Source organism: Propionicimonas sp., from assembly GCF_047606205.1.
Taxonomy (GTDB): Bacteria; Actinomycetota; Actinomycetes; order Propionibacteriales; family Propionibacteriaceae; genus Propionicimonas.
Genome location: NZ_JASGES010000197.1, coordinates 1 through 15,064 on the forward strand (window position 1 = coordinate 1; position 15,064 = coordinate 15,064).

Genomic DNA, 15,064 nt, shown 5'->3' on the forward strand with positions numbered 1-15,064 from the left:
AACTCCGTCTTTGCCCCCCGGATCGGGTGTCAAAACCCGCTTTTCGGGAGCGTCAGGGCAGGGGAGAGGCGGCGTCCATGGGACCTGCCGTCGCGGCGGTGGATCGAAGAGGGTTGGCCGAGCTCAGGTGGACGGGTCGCTGATGTCGGCGACGGCTGCGGCCAGGGCAGCCAGGGCGGTGTCGGCGTCCACCAGCACCGTGGCGCCGTGCTCGCCGGCGCCCAGCGAGATCGTGCGTCCGGCGATGCTCGCGTCCGCGACGACCGGCCAGGCGACCCTGGCGCCGAACGGGGTGATCGTGCCGCGCTCATAGCCGGTGGCGGCGAACGCGGTAGCGGCGTCCGGCATCGACAGCCGGCTCACGCCCAGGTGGGCGCGCAGCTTCGGCCAGGCGATCTCGCGGTCGCCCGGTACCAGCACGAACAGGTAGTCGTCCTCGCCACGGCGCACGACGAGGGTCTTGATGATGTCGGCCGGGGTGATGCCGCGCAGCGCGGCCGCCTCGGCCAGCGACCCGACCCGGCGGTGCCGGACCACTCGGTAGTCGATCCCGGCCGCGCGCAACGCCGCCTCGGCGGGGGCTTCGGGCGGTGGGGCCGCCGACGGGTCGAACTCAGCCATCCGGCTCAGGCGTGCAGGTACTCGAGCAGGTGGTTGCGCTCGTCGGTGAGCTGGTCGATGCGGTACTTCACGACGTCGCCGATGGAGATGATCCCGGTCAGCTTCCCGTCCCTGACCACCGGCAGGTGGCGGATGCGCGAGTAGGTCATGGTGTGACCGGTGGCCTCCAGGCTGTCCTCGATGGAGCAGGTCAGCACGTTGGCGGTCATGATCGCCGAGACCGGCTGGGCGAGCACGTCCGCGCCGTCCTTGGCGAGCCGTCGCACCACATCACGTTCGCTCACGATGCCGGCGATGGCCTCGCCGTCCTCGCTGACCACGACCGCGCCGATGTTGTACTTGGCGAGGAAGTCCACGAGTTCGGCGACGGTGGCGGCGGGGGCGATGGTGACCACGTCCGCGCCCTTCTTGCGGATGATGTCCTCGATCTTCATATCGGGACGCTACCCCGAGCCGGTGCCCAGCACCAGAGCCCGCGCGGTGTGGCAACTGCCGCTTGGTAGGGTCTGCGGTCATGACCGAGCAGCACCCTCGCACCCAGGCAGTGAGGGCAGGGATCGCCACCGATCCGGCCCACGGCGCAGTGGTTCCCCCGGTCTTCATGTCGACGACCTACGCGTTTTCCGGCTTCGGCGAGCCGGGGGAGTTCGACTACAGCCGGTCCGGCAACCCCACCCGCTCGACGCTGGCCTCCGCGATCGCCGATCTGGAGGGCGGGGCCGGTGGTGTGGTCACGGCGTCGGGCATGGCGGCGATCACGGCGACCGTACTCGCCCTGCTGCCGCCGGACGGGACGCTGGTCGCGCCCTTCGACGCCTACGGCGGATCGTGGCGGCTGTTCGACGCGCTCGAGCGCTCCGGCCGGCTACGGCTGCGGCTGGTCGACCTCAGCGACGCCGCCGCCAGGGAGGAGCTCGACGGTGCCGACGTCGTCTGGCTGGAGACCCCCTCCAACCCGCTCCTGCGGGTCACGGACATCGCGGCGGTCAGCGAGGCGGCACACGCAGCCGGGGCATTGGTCGTTGCGGACAACACCTTCGCCAGCCCCGTGGTGCAGCGTCCCCTCGAACACGGCGCGGACGTCGTCGTCCATTCGGCGACGAAGTACCTCAACGGCCACAGCGACGTGGTCTCCGGGGCCGTCGTCGCGGCGTCGGAGGAGCGCGTGGCGCACCTCGCCTGGTGGGCGAACACCCTCGGGGTCACCGGGGGTGCGCTGGACGCCTACCTCACGCTGCGTGGCCTGCGCACCCTGCATCTGCGGATGGCTGCGGCACAGGTCAACGCCGCCGCGGTCGTGGACCTGCTCACCGCTCATCCCGCCGTGACCGCGGTGCACTACCCGGGGCTGGCGTCGCATCCGCAGCACGAGCTCGCCGCGCGCACCATGGACGGCTTCGGTGCGATCGTCACCTTCGATGTCGGCGGCCAGGACGCGGTCAGGGCACTGGTGGACGGGCTGGACTGCTTCTGCCTCGCCGAGAGCCTCGGGGGTGTGGAGTCGCTGGTCTCGCACCCCGCGACCATGACCCACGCGGCAATGCCGCCCCAGGTCCAGGCTGCGGCCGGGATCACGCCGGGCATGCTGCGGCTGAGCCTGGGCGTGGAGGATGCGTCCGACCTGGTCGCGGACCTGCGCGCGGGCCTGGATCGCGCCCGGAGCGCTCAGGGTGGGCTCCCGTCCACCGAGCTCCGTGGGTGAGCCACCCGCCGAGCGTCCGCCGGGCCGTGCGAAGGCGGATCCCCGCGGGCGTCCTTGACCGGGGGACGGAACCGTCCCCTGAACGGGAACGGGGACGGACCTGCGAACGGGAAAGGAACCGTCCCCTGAACGGGAACGGGGACGGTTCCGTTCCCGGTCAGCGGCCGATCAGCGCGCGGAGGAAGAAGAGCAGGTTGGCCGGACGCTCGGCGAGGCGGCGGACGAAGTAGCCCCACCAGTCGGTGCCGAAGGGGACGTAGACGCGGACCGTCTCCCCGGCGGCGGCGAGACGGCGCTGCTCGTCGGAGCGGATGCCGTACAGCATCTGGAACTCGTAGCTGCCCTGCTCCCTGTCGAACCGGGTGGCCAGCTCGCCGACCGCGGCGATCATCTCCGGGTCGTGGGTGGCCAGCATCGGGTAGCCGGCTCCGCCCAGCAGGACGCGCGCACACGCCACGTAGGACGCGGACACCTCCTCCCGGGTCTGGTGGGCGACCTCGACGGGTTCGGCGTACGCGCCCTTGCACAGCCGGATCCGCGATCCCTCCCCGGCGAGCAGCCCGCAGTCCTCCAGCGTCCGGTGCAGGTAGGCCTGCAGCACGCCGCCGGTGCCCGGGTAGTCGCGGCGCAACTCGGCGAGGACGGCGAGGGTTCCGTCGGTGGCGGTGTGGTCCTCCATGTCGAGGGTGACCGTGGTGCCGGCGGCGCTCGCCGCCGCGCAGATGTCCCTCGCATGGCCCAGGGCGAGCTCATCGCCCCCGGGCAGGCCCAGCCCGAGCGCGGTCAGTTTGACCGAGACCTCGGCCACCGTGGTGAGGCCCGCCCGGGCCAGCTGGTTGAGCACCTCCAGATAGCCGTCCCGGACGGCCGCCGCCTGGGCGGGGCTGGTCGTGTCCTCGCCGAGGAAGTCGATGGTCGCGGACAGGCCCTCCGCCGCCAGCGACCGGACCGCGGCCAGGCAGTCGGCCACCGTCTCGCCCGGGACGAAGCGGGCCACGACGGACGCGGTGAGTGGCAGCCGGACGGCGAGGGCCTTCACCCGCTCACTACGGGCGACGGCGAGCAGACCGGTGCGCAGCAGCGCATCCAGGGATTTCATCGGTTCTCCATCAGGTGTTCGACCAGGTCAGTGGTGAGGTCGTCGAGCGCGCCGAGCACGGCCCCCGCCAGTGCCAGCGTCGCCGCGGACGGCGGGTTGAAGTGCGGCGGGACCGCCACCACGACGAGGCCGGCGGCATGGGCGGACCGGATGCCGGCCTCCGCGTCCTCGACCGCCACGCTGCGCTGCGGGTCCGCGCCGAGCCGGCGGCACACCTCGAGGTAGACGTCGGGGGCGGGCTTCCCCGCGTTGAGTTCCTCCGTGCTCACGGTGGCGCCGAAGACCCCGTCCAGCCCCATCGCGTGGACGCCGGTGTCGATCAGGACCCGCGGGGACGAACTGGCCAGCCCGACCGGCCACGACCCTGCCATCCGGCGGACGGCCGGCACCGCTCCGGGGAGCAGCTCGACGCCATCCGCGTGGTGGGCGGCCATGGCTTCGATCGTGCGCCGGGCGGCGTCCTGCGGTGTCCCGGAGAGCCCGACCTCCTCGCTGAGGTAGATCGACCACTCCTGCGTCGACATCCCCATCATGGCCCGCGTGGCCGCCTCCGGCCACGGGAGGCCCTCCGCCGCGGCGAGCCCGCGGCGGACCACGTCCCACAGGTGCTCGGTGTCGGTCAGGGTTCCGTCCATGTCGAAGACGACCGCGCTCACCATGGCTGACATTCTTCACCCGCCGGCAGGTGCTCCGGACCAGCACGCCTTCCCGCGGGCAACCGCCACTACCATCGGGGCGTGCCCGAAGCCGTCCGCCCGCAACTCAGCCTGCGCTTCGAGTGGCGGCTGGCCCGGCGGCGCCCGGCGATCGAGGTGGTGCGCCACACGCTGCGGCCCGGGGGAGGGCTGGCCACCCTGGACGCCCTGGTCGCGACCCCGCCCGAGCCGAAAGGGGTGCTGGTCTACTTCCCCGGGTTCAACACCCCGCTCGGTCCGTGGGAGACCGCGAAGTGCCAGTACCTGGCCGACGCCACCTCCATGCACGTCGTGCTCTCCGAGATCCCGGGGATGAGCCGGTACGGCCACCCGATCCCGAAGGCCGTCCGCTCCGACATGCTGCGCAGACGGCCCGGGCCGTGGGCCGAGCTGACCCTCGCCTACATCGCCGCCGCACTGGAGGCGGGCGGGGTCGCCGAGACCGAGCACATGCAGGCCCTGGGCTACTCGACCGGCTGCTCGCTGGCCGCGGCCGCGTTGCCCGCGCTGGCCGGCTGGGGGCCGATCGAGGGCCTGAACCTCGTCGAGCCGGTCGCGATCAGCAGGCGGAACCTCGCCTCCCTGCACGCCCACAACCTGGCCGATTTCGGACGCATGCCCGTGGCGCTCGCGACGAACCTCGGCCACGACTGGGTGATGAGCGCCTACCGCGGCCAGTGGCGCGAGCCGAACGTGAAGTACTCGGCCAGCGACCTGCTCGCGATCGCCACCGTCCTGGCCAGCGAGGAACTGGGCCGCCGGATGGACGAGGTCGAGCTCGCCCGCTGCGCGCTCGCCCGCGGCTCGCGCAGCTCGTTGTGCCGCCGGCGCGACTTCGAGGCGGTGGACGCATCGCTGGCCGCGCACGGCGTGCCCGGCCCGACGATCACGGTGGACGGGCTGGGCCATCAGCTGTGGCACTCCTTCCCCGCCCTCACCCAGCTGATCGACGCCATGCTGGGCGAGGGCTGACCGCCGATCTCCTCGCCGGGAACTCGGGGAAGAATCCGGGAATACGTACAGCTGACCCATAGTTGAGTCTGGTGAACTCAAGCTTTGGAGTTGAGCCTGCTAAGCTCAACCCGTCCAAGACTCAACCGGAGGTAGCAAACAATGGCACGAGCAGTCGGTATCGACCTCGGCACCACCAACTCTGTCGTCGCCGTCCTCGAGGGCGGCGAGCCCACCGTCATCCCGAACGCCGAAGGGTCGCGGACGACTCCGTCCGTGGTCGCCTTCGCCAAGGGCGGCGAGGTCCTCGTCGGCGAGGTCGCCAAGCGCCAGGCCGTCACCAACGTCGACCGGACGATCCGCTCGGTGAAGCGCCACATGGGCACCAGCTGGACCGTCGACATCGACGGCAAGGCCTACACGCCGCAGGAGATCAGCGCCCGTGTCCTGATGAAGCTCAAGCGTGACGCGGAGGCGTACCTGGGCGAGCCCGTCACCAACGCGGTGATCACCGTCCCGGCGTACTTCGGCGACGCGGAGCGTCAGGCGACCAAGGAGGCCGGCGAGATCGCCGGGCTCACCGTCGACCGGATCATCAACGAGCCCACCGCCGCGGCGCTGGCCTACGGCCTCGACAAGGGCGGGGCCGAGCAGACCGTCCTCGTCTTCGACCTCGGCGGCGGCACGTTCGACGTGTCCCTGCTGGAGATCGCCGACGGCGTCTTCGAGGTGAAGGCCACCAAGGGCGACGCCCGCCTCGGTGGCGACGACTGGGACCAGCGCATCGTCGACTGGCTGGTCAAGCAGTTCAAGAACGCCAACGGCATCGACCTGAGCAAGGACAAGATGGCCCGCCAGCGTCTCCAGGAGGCCGCCGAGCGCGCCAAGATCGAGCTGTCCAGCACCCAGGAGACTGCGATCAACCTGCCCTACATCACGGCCGGCGCCGAGGGCCCGCTGCATCTGGACGAGAAGCTCACCCGGGCCGAGTTCCAGCGGCTGACCCAGGACCTGCTCGACCGCTGCCGGGCGCCGTTCAACGCGGTGATCGCGGACGCGAACACCTCGATCGGCAAGATCGACCACGTGATCCTGGTCGGCGGCTCCACCCGGATGCCGGCCGTCGTCGACCTGGTCAAGGAACTCACCGGCGGCAAGGAGCCGAACAAGGGCGTGAACCCCGACGAGGTCGTGGCCCTGGGCGCGTCCCTGCAGGCCGGTGTGCTGAAGGGCGAGGTGAAGGACGTGCTGCTGCTCGACGTCACCCCGCTGAGCCTCGGCATCGAGACCAAGGGCGGCGTGATGACCAAGATCATCGAGCGCAACACCACGATCCCGACCCGGCGCTCCGAGGTGTTCACGACCGCCGAGGACAGCCAGCCGTCCGTGATGATCCAGGTGTACCAGGGCGAGCGCGACTTCGCCCGGGACAACAAGAGCCTGGGCAACTTCGAGTTGACCGGCCTGATGCCCGCCCCGCGCGGCGTGCCGCAGATCGAGGTGGCCTTCGACATCGACGCCAACGGCATCGTCCACGTCCATGCCAAGGACCTCGCCACGGGCAAGGAGCAGTCCATGACCGTGACCGGTGGCTCGGCGCTGGGCAAGGACGACATCGACCGCATGGTGAAGGAGGCCGAGGCGCACGCCGCCGAGGACCACAAGCGCCGTGAGGCCGTGGAGATGCGCAACGAGGCCGACGGGCTGGCCTTCCGCACCGAGAAGCTGCTCGCCGACAACGCGGAGACCCTCCCCGAGGACACCAAGGCGCCGGTCGTGGAGGCTCTGGAGAAGCTGAAGGAAGCGCTCAAGACCGACGACAACGACGCGGTCAAGGCCGCCATGGACGACCTGAACACCAAGGCCGCCACCATGGGCCAGGCGATGTACGCCGCCGCCCAGGCCGCACAGCAGTCCGAGGCGTCCGCCCCGTCGGAGGCGGGCCAGGCCGATGGCGATGACGACGTCGTGGACGCCGAGATCGTGGACGAGGACAAGGACAAGTGACGGACGCCGATCCCACGGCTCCCGAGCCGACCGACCTCCCCGAGGGAATTGTTGCCGAGGGAGAGGCCGGCGGCGACGGTGTGGAGGAGCCGCTGGAGGCCACGCCGGCCTCCGGCGGGATCCTCGACGCGCAGGTCGCCGAACTGCAGGAACTGGTGGACGAACGTACCGCCGACCTGCAACGGCTCCACGCCGAGTACGCGAACTACAAGAAGCGCGTGGACCGCGACCGGGCGCTGTCCCGGCAGGGCGGGGTGGAACAGGTCGTGCTGGACCTGCTGCCCGTCCTCGACAGCGTCGAGGCCGCCCGCGAGCACGACGAACTCACCGGCGGCTTCAAGCTGGTCGCCGACGAGCTGGAGCGGATCACGGCCAAGTACGGCCTGGTCGCCTTCGGCGAGGTGGGTGAGGAGTTCGATCCGCAGGTCCATGAGGCCCTGATGCAGATGCCGCACAGCGAACCGGTCGAGGTGGCCACGATCTCGGCGGTGATGCAGCGCGGCGTGAGGTTGAATGATCGGGTGCTGCGACCCGCCCGCGTGGGGGTCGCCAACCCGGAGTGAAGCGAGAGCCCATGATGGACAGGGAGGGGGCGCGGTGAGTACCAAGGACTATCTGGAGAAGGACTACTACAAGGTGCTCGGCGTCTCCAAGGACGCCAAGCCCGACGAGATCAAGAAGGCGTTCCGCAAGCTGGCCAGGGAGTACCACCCCGACCAGAACAAGACGAATGCCGACGCCGAGTCGAAGTTCAAGGAGATCTCCGAGGCGAACGCCGTCCTCTCCGATCCGGACAAGCGCAAGGAGTACGACGAGGCGCGCAGCCTGTTCGGGGGCGGCGGGTTCCGGTTCCCCGGGGCCGGCCAGGGCGGCGCCGGCCCGTCGATGGACGACCTGTTCCGCGGTGCCGGTGACTCCGGACTGGGCGACCTGTTCGGCGGCTTGTTCGGCGGCGGGGCGACCACCCGCCGGACCAGCAGGGGCCCGCGCCGCGGCGCCGACATCGAGGGCGAGGTGACGATCGACTTCGCCGACGCGCTCGCCGGTGCGACCGTCAGCCTCCAGACCACCTCGGACGCCGCGTGCGGGACGTGCCACGGCACGGGAGCCCGCCCGGGCACCCAGCCCAAGGTCTGCCCGGTCTGCCAGGGCAGCGGCATGCAGACCTCGACCTCCGGCGGCGTGTTCGCGGTCAGCGAGCCCTGCCGGGAATGCCGCGGCCGCGGCATGATCGTCGAGGAGCCGTGCCCCACCTGCCATGGCAGCGGACGCAGCGCGTCCACCCGCACCATGCAGGTGAGGATCCCGGCCGGCGTCACCGACGGCCAGCGGATCCGGATCAAGGGCAAGGGTGGGGCCGGGGAGAACTCCGGCGCCGCCGGGGACCTCTACGTGCTGGTGCACGTCCGCCCGCACAAGCTGTTCGGGCGCAAGGGGGATCACCTCACGCTCACCGTGCCGGTCACGTTCGCGGAGGCCGCGCTGGGCGCCGACATCCAGGTGCCGACGCTGGACGGTGGCCCGGTGCGGCTGAAGATCCCGGCGGGCACCCCGAACGGACGGACCTTCCGCGTCCGCGGGCGAGGCGTGAAGGGCGGCGCGGCCGACGGGGACATGCTGGTCACCGTGGCGGTCGAGGTGCCCACCCACCTGACGGACGAGGCCAGGGCGGCGCTGGCCGAGTTCCAGGCGCTGACCGGTGGCCGCGACCCGCGGGCGGCCATGCTGGGCGGTGCCTGATGAGCGACCACCTGCCCGACCGGATGGACGCGGACGCCCCGATCTTCGTCATCTCCGTGGCTGCCCAGCTCGCCGACATGCACCCCCAGACCCTGCGCGGTTACGACCGCCTGGGCCTGGTCGTGCCGGGCCGTGCGCGCGGCCGCGGCCGGCGCTACTCGCTCCGCGACATCGCCAGGCTGCGGCACATCCAGCACCTCTCCCAGGACGAGGGGATCAACCTGGAGGGGATCCGCCGGATTCTCGCGCTGGAGGCGGAACTCGACCAGGCCCGCCAGCAGCTCTCGCGGATATCCGAGGTGCTCCAGCAGCTCCAGCTGTTCCCCGAGGCGGTGCGGCTGTTCACGGCCGAGCAGTCCGGCCAGGTCCATCTCGGCAGGGTGCGACGGCTGCGTCCGCTGGCCATCGCTCCGGCGCCGAGGGCCGACGGCAACGAGTGACCGCCGTCCGTCGCGGCCCGGTCGCGCGACGTGCCGTAGCAGGCGAAGAGGCGCATCGTCGGACGTCCCAAATGGGCGGCGTCCACTTGCGTTCATCTAATCCCATCGTTTTAATGGGATACATGGGGATTCTGGGAAACATGGGGGGAAGGCGCGGACGGAACACGGCCGCAGCCATCGCGCTGACCGTGGTCGCTTCGATCGGCCTGAGCGCTTGCAGCAGCACCGGCGGGACCTCCGGGTCGTCCGCCGCGACCAGCACGGTGACCATCGGCTACTTCCCGAACCTCACCCACGCACCGGCCCTGGTCGGCGTGAGCAAGGGGTACTTCGCGAAGGCGCTGGGGAACAGCGTCGAGCTGAAGACGGCGACGTTCAACGCGGGCCCGGCGGCGCTGGAGGCGCTGAACGCCGGCTCGCTGGACATCGCGTTCATCGGCCCGAACCCGACGATCACCGGGTTCACGCAGTCGAAGGGGCAGTCCCTTCGCGTGATCGCCGGAGCCGCGGCCAACGGGGCGTCCCTCGTGGTGAGCAAGGACATCACCACCGCCGCGCAGCTGAAGGGCACCAAGATCGCCTCGCCGCAACTCGGCAACACCCAGGACGTGGCCCTGCGCTACTGGCTGAAGGAGCAGGGCTACACCACGACCACCGAAGGCGGCGGCGACGTCAGCATCATGCCGCAGGACAACGCGACCGCACTGCAGTCCTTCACCAGCGGTGACATCAGCGGTGCGTGGGTGCCCGAACCGTGGGCGACCCGGCTCGTCCAGGCGGGCGGACACGTGCTGGTCAATGAGGCCGACCTGTGGCCCAACAAGCAGTTCATCGTGACCAATGTGATCGTCCGCACCCAGTTCCTCACCGATCACCCCGACGAGGTGAAGGCGGTCCTCTCCGGCCTGCTCGACTCGCTGGACGACATCGCGAAGAATCCCGACGACGCCAAGAAGACCGTCAACGACGCCCTCGCCGACCTCACCGGCAAGGGCCTGGACTCCTCCGTGCTCGACACCGCATGGCAGAACGTCGTGTTCACCTCCGACCCGTTGGCGAGCACGCTGAAGGCTGGCGCGGACCACGCCGTGGCCGTCGGGCTGCTGGAGAAGCCGGACCTCAGCGGTCTGTACTCGCTGGACATCCTCAACGGCCTCCTGAAGGAGCGCGGCGACAAGGAGGTCAGCGACTCATGAGCGCTGCAGTGAGCACCCCGCGGAGCTCGTCACCTCCGCTGCGCTCCCCCGAACAACTGCGTGGGGAAGCAGCAGCCACCATCACCTCGATCGCCCATCCGGCGGTCTCGGTCAAGGGCGTCACCAAGGTCTTCACCGATCCCGGACGGTCCACCGTCGCGCTCGACGCGGCGGATCTCGAGATCGCCGACGGCGAGTTCGTCTGCCTGCTCGGCCGCTCCGGCTGCGGCAAGAGCACCCTGCTGTCGATGATCGCGGGCCTCGCCCGTCCCACCTCGGGCGAGGTGGACACCCACGGGCTGCGGGTCGGGATGATGTTCCAGGACGCCAACCTGTTCCCTTGGCTCACGGTGCGGGGCAACATCGAGCTCGCCCTGCGGCTTTCCGGTGTTCCCCGGCGGGACTGGGCCGACCGGGTCGCGGAGCTGCTCACGATCGTGCAGTTGCCGCAGGCCGGCGACAAGCGCCCCCACCAGTTGTCCGGTGGCATGCGCCAGCGCGTGGCCCTGGCACGGGCGCTGGCGCAGGAGTGCAAGGTGCTGCTGATGGACGAGCCGTTCGGGGCGCTCGACGCGATCACCAGGGACGCGCTGCACGAGGAGATCGAGCGCGTCTGGGCCGAGCGCGGCCTCACGATCGTGTTCGTCACCCACAACGTGCGGGAGGCCGCCCGACTCGGCGATCGCGTGGTCGTGATGTCGCCGACGCCCGGGCGGATCGTCGACGAGGTGAGGATCGCCCTGCCCCGTCCCCGCCAGATGTCCGACGTCGCGGTCGCGGAACTCTCCGGCACGCTGCACGACCTGCTCGACAGGCACGACGGTCCGGTCGCCGAACGGAGGGCCTCATGAGTTCCTCGCTGGTGGAGTCGGAGTCCTCCCGGAGCGGAGCGCTCCGGGTCGCCGACGATCTCGACGCCGACGCGACCGCCGCGGCGGCGCCGGGCCCCGCCTCGGCGGTGGCCGAGCGGCGCTGGACGCCGCGCCGGATCTGGTCGGCCTCCTGGCCGGGCCTTCTGGCCGTGGCGCTGGTCGTGATCGCCTGGGAGCTGGTGTTCGTCTCCGGCTGGAAGCCCGATTACGTCCTGCCGTCGCCGGCCGAGGTGGGCGCGCAGCTGGTGGCGTTCCTCAGCCAGCCGAAGTTCTGGCAGGCCATCCTCAACACGCTGCTGCGGGCCGTGATCGGGTTCGGGTTGGCGCTGGTGATCGGCACGGTGCTCGGAATCGCCGTGTCCGCGTCCAAGGTGCTCCGGACCGCCTTCGGCTCGATGCTGACCGGTCTGCAGACGATGCCGTCGATCGCCTGGTTCCCGTTCGCGATCCTGCTGTTCGGCCTGACCGAGAATGCGATCACCTTCGTGGTGGTGCTGGGCGCGGCTCCGTCCATCGCGAACGGACTGATCTCGGGCATCGACGACGTTCCGCCGCCGCTGCTGCGGACCGCACAGGTCCTCGGCGCGAAGGGCTTCACGCTGTACCGCTGGGTGATCCTGCCGTCCGCGCTGCCGACGTACGTGGCCGGCCTCAAGCAGGGCTGGGCGTTCGCCTGGCGGTCGCTGATGGCCGGCGAACTGCTGGTGATCATCGCCAACAAGCCCTCGCTCGGCGTGCAGCTGCAGTACTACCGTGAGTTCGCGAACGCCCCCGCCCTGATCGCTACGATGATCGTGGTGCTGGTTCTGGGAATGGTGTTCGACAAGCTGTTCAGCAAGCTCTCCGAGATCGTGAGGGTGAACCGCGGACTCGGGGCCACGTTGCTCTGAGGAGGTCGCATGCAGGTCACGGCACGCGTGGAGTACGCCCTGCGCGCCGTGGCAGAACTGGCCGCCGATCCGGGGCGTTCCTTCTCCCGCAACGAGCTCGCCACCGCCCAGGACCTGCCCGGCAAGTTCCTGGAGTCGATCCTGCGCGACCTCGTCCGCGAGGGCGTCCTGGTGTCCCGCCGGGGCGCCGGAGGGGGCTTCCAGCTCGCGGTCCCCGCGTCCGAACTGACGCTGGCCGAGGTCGTTCGCGCCGTCGACGGACCGCTGGCGGCGGTGCGCGGAGTCGCTCCGGAGGGCGCGACCTACGAGGGTGCCGCCGCCGCGCTCACCGAGATCTGGGTGGCCGTGCGCGCCGCCGTCCGGATGATCCTCGAGGGGACGACGGTGGCCGACCTGGTCTCCGGCGAGCTGCCCGGGCACGTCCGGGAGTTGATCTCCTCCGAGGAGGCGTGGCACCGCCGCTGATCCGAGGAGGCGTGGCACCGCCGCTGAACCACGGCTGGCGGGCGGGAATCCTGGGACGCGGTGTCAGCGGCGACCGAGGACCAGGATCTCCGTCGCGGACACCATCGCGGCGTAGTAGGCGTCGGGATCCATGAGTTCCGCGCCGGCGAGCTGCAGCAGCTCGGTGTAGAGGACGCCGTCGAGCAGGTGCCAGCCGGCGAGTCCTGCCAGCACGGTCTGCTCGGACACGCTGGCGCCGCTCGCGGTGAGCAGATCCGGCAGCCCCGGCATCACCGGGGTGGGGGTCGGCGGGCAGACGGTCGGGCGCAGTCCGCTCGCTTCGGCGTCCGCGCCGAGTCTCAGCAGGAGCCGGTGCAGCCGGAAGGTGTGCTCGCCGAAGGGGCGGGGTCCGGCCACCACGCTGCGCTGGATCAGCAGCCACTCGTGACGGTGGGCCAGCGACCAGCTGCGCAGCGTGAACGCGAAGGCGCGCCAGCGCCCCTCGATGTCCTCGTCCGGCACGGCGTCGTGCGCGGCCTGAATGGTGTCGGCGAGGTCGGAGTAGGCATGGGTGAGCAGGAGCGAGAGCAGGTCGTCGCGGTTCGTGACGTAGCGGTAGAGCGCCGACGGCACGAGATGCAGTTCCCGGGCCAGTCCACGGACGGTGAGTTCGTCCGCACCGCCTTCGGCGAGCAGCCGGAGCCCGGCGCTGACGATCGCTGCCTCCGTGGTTTCCCTGTGCTGCGAGCGTGTCGCCACCGTGCCTCCGCAAAAGTCTAGTGAACAGTGTTCTTGCATTCTCTCACGAGGAGTGGTTTTCTTGGAGGGCAATTGGAGAACGCTGTTCGTGCGGCGCATCGCGGGGGAGATGTGCGGACGGATCGGGCTGGTGTCGCTGAGGGGAGGCGCCGGCCCCCGGACCGAGCCGCTGAGGGGCACGGCGCTCTGATCTGCGACAGGTCGCGAGGCTCCCCGAAGGTCTCGCGGCCTGTTCAATTCCCGCCAGCCTGATCCCGCCTGGCCGGTTTCGCCATCGAGACGGCGTGCGATCTGTCCGTCCTCCCGATCTCGCGCGGCCGCGACGTGCTGGTCCGCACGCCCTGCCCGCCCGGGCTGCACGGCGCCCCGGCCGCGCCGTGGTTCAGCGCAGTTTCTCGCCCCGCATCTGTGGAGAGGCATACACCGACGCCAGCACCTGGCCGCCGAGGAAGGCGGTCAGCCGGTCCGCCTCTCGCTCCAGCGCAGCCCGCGCCCGGGCTCCGGGCCGGTCGCGACACACGACCCGGACCGCGGCGTCCGGGCCCTGCACCCAGCAGCCGACGATGTGCCCGTTCCACCACGCCGTCGTCCCCGCGTTGCCCGCCCGGTCGAACAGGTAGGGGACGTGGCCCGGGGCAAGATAGAAGTCCCGCTGCTTCCAGCCCATCGTCGTCGGGTCGAGGGCGGGCAGCAGCGCGGCCCACGGCGAAACCTCCGGTTCGGGCTCCTCCTCGCCGGGCAGCACCCACCCGACCTCACCGGAGTCGAGCGCCACGGGAACGGCCGCGACGTCCGCGAGCGCCCGGCGCGCGGCCGACCGGGTCGACCCGAGCCACCAGACCAGGTCGGTCTCGGTGCCCGGACCGAACGTCCACAGCCAGTGCCGGACGAGTTCGGCGTACCCCTCGGCCTCCTCGAGCCGGGACGGCTCGGTGCCCAGCCAGGCCCGCGCCGGCGTCCAGCGGGGGCGCGAGGTCCGCCAGGTGCCGGCGTTGCGACCGCGGAACACCAGGCCGCGGGCGCCGAGGACGGTGAGCACGCGCGGGGCGACCGGCGCCTCCTGCGCCCATTTTCCCGACCCGAACACGATCCGCCGGGCGAGGGCGGGCACGCGCTCGCGCAGCGCCGCCGTCTCGACGGCGCCGTCCTCACCGAGCTCGGCGAGCACGGCCGCCGCCACCTGTTCCACCCACGCGACCCCGTCCGGAGCGATCCCCGCCCTCTCCACGTCGGCGGCGAGGCGGCGCAGCTCGGCGGCCGCCACCCGCGCCGACGCGCTGCCCAGGACGGCGGGCAGCAGGTCGGGGGTGATGCCGAACAGGGTGCGCCGCATCGCGAGCTGCTTCACGATCGTGCGCCGGGAGTTCAGTTCCGCCTCGATGCCGTCGATGTCCAGACCGTCCACCCGTGCGTGCAGCGAGAGGTGGACGGTTGCCGGTTCGGTGGCGTGCAGGGCGGTCATCGCCCGCGTGGCCCGAACCGGGTCCGGGTAGCGGTGGTCGGGGTGGAGGCCGTGCCGGACGGCCAGACGCGTCCGGCGCTGCGCGTCGGTGAAGCGGAGCACCGCACCATCCTGCTGGCAACCCGTGCCGCTGGCCAGCCCGGGGAGTGCGGAGCGGAAACTGTCCCCGCACGGGGAACAGACGCG

Annotated in this window: 16 protein-coding genes; 10 read left to right on the top strand and 6 right to left on the bottom strand. The window is 71.2% G+C overall.

Annotated elements, in window-relative coordinates; genetic code table 11:
* Positions 1-123: 123 nt before the first annotated feature.
* Positions 124-621: an aminoacyl-tRNA deacylase gene (locus tag QM633_RS12305; RefSeq protein WP_415154054.1), complete on the bottom strand. Its 498-nt coding sequence runs from the start codon at positions 619-621 to the stop codon at positions 124-126.
* 5 nt (positions 622-626) lie between these two features.
* A complete protein-coding gene (locus QM633_RS12310; protein WP_415154055.1) occupies positions 627-1,055 on the bottom strand; it encodes a CBS domain-containing protein in 429 nt (142 codons plus the stop codon).
* Positions 1,056-1,135: 80 nt separating this feature from the next.
* On the opposite strand from QM633_RS12310, the gene metB reads away from it, so the two are divergent.
* Complete coding sequence (gene metB / locus QM633_RS12315; protein WP_415154056.1) at positions 1,136-2,323, top strand: cystathionine gamma-synthase; 1,188 nt, start codon at positions 1,136-1,138, stop codon at positions 2,321-2,323.
* A 157-nt stretch (positions 2,324-2,480) separates the two neighbouring features.
* On the opposite strand, the gene QM633_RS12320 is transcribed toward metB, so the two are convergent.
* Both QM633_RS12320 and QM633_RS12325 read right to left on the bottom strand, forming a co-directional pair.
* Positions 2,481-3,422: a proline dehydrogenase family protein gene (locus QM633_RS12320; RefSeq protein WP_415154057.1), complete on the bottom strand. Its 942-nt coding sequence runs from the start codon at positions 3,420-3,422 to the stop codon at positions 2,481-2,483.
* Positions 3,419-4,081, bottom strand: coding sequence for an HAD family hydrolase (locus QM633_RS12325; protein WP_415154058.1), 663 nt, complete (start codon positions 4,079-4,081; stop codon positions 3,419-3,421). Before QM633_RS12325 ends, QM633_RS12320 begins: the two co-directional genes overlap by 4 nt.
* Before the next feature lie 78 nt (positions 4,082-4,159).
* Here QM633_RS12325 and QM633_RS12330 point away from each other — a divergent pair, with 78 nt between their 5' ends.
* From QM633_RS12330 to QM633_RS12370, 9 genes are all read left to right on the top strand, one after another.
* Positions 4,160-5,089 carry a hypothetical protein gene (locus tag QM633_RS12330; protein ID WP_415154059.1) on the top strand — a complete coding sequence of 310 codons (930 nt, stop codon included), beginning with the start codon at positions 4,160-4,162 and terminating at the stop codon, positions 5,087-5,089.
* 141 nt (positions 5,090-5,230) lie between these two features.
* Positions 5,231-7,075 carry a molecular chaperone DnaK gene (gene dnaK, locus QM633_RS12335; protein ID WP_415154060.1) on the top strand — a complete coding sequence of 615 codons (1,845 nt, stop codon included), beginning with the start codon at positions 5,231-5,233 and terminating at the stop codon, positions 7,073-7,075.
* A complete protein-coding gene (locus tag QM633_RS12340; protein WP_415154061.1) occupies positions 7,072-7,638 on the top strand; it encodes a nucleotide exchange factor GrpE in 567 nt (188 codons plus the stop codon). Before dnaK ends, QM633_RS12340 begins: the two co-directional genes overlap by 4 nt.
* Before the next feature lie 34 nt (positions 7,639-7,672).
* Positions 7,673-8,815: a molecular chaperone DnaJ gene (dnaJ, locus tag QM633_RS12345; protein ID WP_415154062.1), complete on the top strand. Its 1,143-nt coding sequence runs from the start codon at positions 7,673-7,675 to the stop codon at positions 8,813-8,815.
* Positions 8,815-9,255 (top strand): heat shock protein transcriptional repressor HspR, encoded by a 441-nt coding sequence (locus QM633_RS12350; protein ID WP_415154063.1) that lies wholly within the window; start codon positions 8,815-8,817, stop codon positions 9,253-9,255. Before dnaJ ends, QM633_RS12350 begins: the two co-directional genes overlap by 1 nt.
* A gap of 140 nt (positions 9,256-9,395) precedes the next feature.
* Positions 9,396-10,451: an ABC transporter substrate-binding protein gene (locus QM633_RS12355; RefSeq protein ID WP_415154064.1), complete on the top strand. Its 1,056-nt coding sequence runs from the start codon at positions 9,396-9,398 to the stop codon at positions 10,449-10,451.
* Positions 10,448-11,302, top strand: a complete 855-nt coding sequence (locus QM633_RS12360; RefSeq protein ID WP_415154065.1) for an ABC transporter ATP-binding protein — start codon at positions 10,448-10,450, stop codon at positions 11,300-11,302. The genes QM633_RS12355 and QM633_RS12360 overlap by 4 nt, the downstream gene beginning before the upstream one ends.
* Complete coding sequence (locus tag QM633_RS12365; RefSeq protein WP_415154066.1) at positions 11,299-12,213, top strand: ABC transporter permease; 915 nt, start codon at positions 11,299-11,301, stop codon at positions 12,211-12,213. The genes QM633_RS12360 and QM633_RS12365 overlap by 4 nt, the downstream gene beginning before the upstream one ends.
* A gap of 9 nt (positions 12,214-12,222) precedes the next feature.
* A complete protein-coding gene (locus QM633_RS12370) occupies positions 12,223-12,678 on the top strand; it encodes an RrF2 family transcriptional regulator (protein WP_415154067.1) in 456 nt (151 codons plus the stop codon).
* Positions 12,679-12,741: 63 nt separating this feature from the next.
* On the opposite strand, the gene QM633_RS12375 is transcribed toward QM633_RS12370, so the two are convergent.
* Both QM633_RS12375 and QM633_RS12380 read right to left on the bottom strand, forming a co-directional pair.
* Positions 12,742-13,416, bottom strand: coding sequence for a TetR/AcrR family transcriptional regulator (locus QM633_RS12375; protein WP_415154068.1), 675 nt, complete (start codon positions 13,414-13,416; stop codon positions 12,742-12,744).
* 382 nt (positions 13,417-13,798) lie between these two features.
* The gene (locus QM633_RS12380; protein ID WP_415154069.1) at positions 13,799-14,980 is read right to left on the bottom strand and encodes a winged helix DNA-binding domain-containing protein; all 1,182 of its coding nucleotides are present in this window, start codon (positions 14,978-14,980) and stop codon (positions 13,799-13,801) included.
* Positions 14,981-15,064: the final 84 nt, after the last annotated feature.